This window comes from Psychrobacter sp. 1U2, from assembly GCF_051847575.1.
Map to the genome: position 1 here is coordinate 1 of NZ_JBPYDC010000924.1, position 771 is coordinate 771.

2 protein-coding genes are annotated in these 771 nt (G+C 42.7%); both read left to right on the plus strand.

From position 1 onward, the window contains the following. Nucleotides 1–318: DnaJ C-terminal domain-containing protein (locus tag ACS8FD_RS19580; RefSeq protein WP_439277092.1), on the plus strand; the 318-nt coding region annotated here is incomplete at its 5' end. 104 nt (nt 319–422) lie between these two features. Beyond that, nucleotides 423–746, plus strand: a complete 324-nt coding sequence (locus tag ACS8FD_RS19585) for a chaperone modulator CbpM (RefSeq protein ID WP_439262546.1) — start codon at nt 423–425, stop codon at nt 744–746. The last annotated feature ends 25 nt before the right edge of the window (nt 747–771 follow it).

Consider the following 771-nt stretch of genomic DNA (forward strand, 5'->3'; position numbering starts at 1 on the left):
GTTAAAATCAGCCACACATCTAATATCCGTATCGAAGGCGCAGATGTCTATCAGACGGTCAATATTGCGCCTTGGGAAGCAGCATTAGGAGATAAAATAAACGTCAGTACGCCAGCAGGTACGCTTGGTGTCACGATTCCTAAAAACAGCAAATCAGGTAGTAACTTGCGTCTAAAAGGTAAAGGTATCCCTGCTAAACAAGCGGGCGATTTATACTTAACCTTAAACATCGTTAATCCTGATATCAGTAGCGAGGCTGCCACTAAAGCTTATGAGCAACTAAAACACGCTTTTGCCGATACCGCTATTAATCGTTAAAAGTCGTTATTTATAGCTGCCAATCAATGTGACAAGCTATAGGTCATAAAGCGCAAAGATGAATACGATAACGACGACATAAAGAGCAAACGAGGATAATAATTATGAAACACTCGCCTGAATTTACCGATATTATTATGAGTTTAGATGAGCTAGTGACTGCCTGTGGTCAAGAGCGTCAATGGGTCATCAAGTTGATAGAAGAAAACATCATCGAATATGACGTACCGGAGCGTGAGCAGTTTACGGGTTACCAGCTAACAACTGTACGCCGTGCCTCACGTCTCAGTCGCGACTTTGACGCCAGTGTACCAGCGATTGGTTTAATACTTGAGCTATTAGATGAGGTCGAGCAATTACGTCAGCTTAAGCGCCAGATAGATAGGCAAGCGCCGATCATTGAAGTAGATATTGAGCAGCTAAAATAGCCACGTCAATCGTAAATAACAGACC

Coding starts and splice junctions, on each gene's coding strand:
- ACS8FD_RS19585 (WP_439262546.1), top strand. CDS start 423: ATGAAACACTCGCCTGAATTTACCGATATTATTATGAGTTTAGATGAG.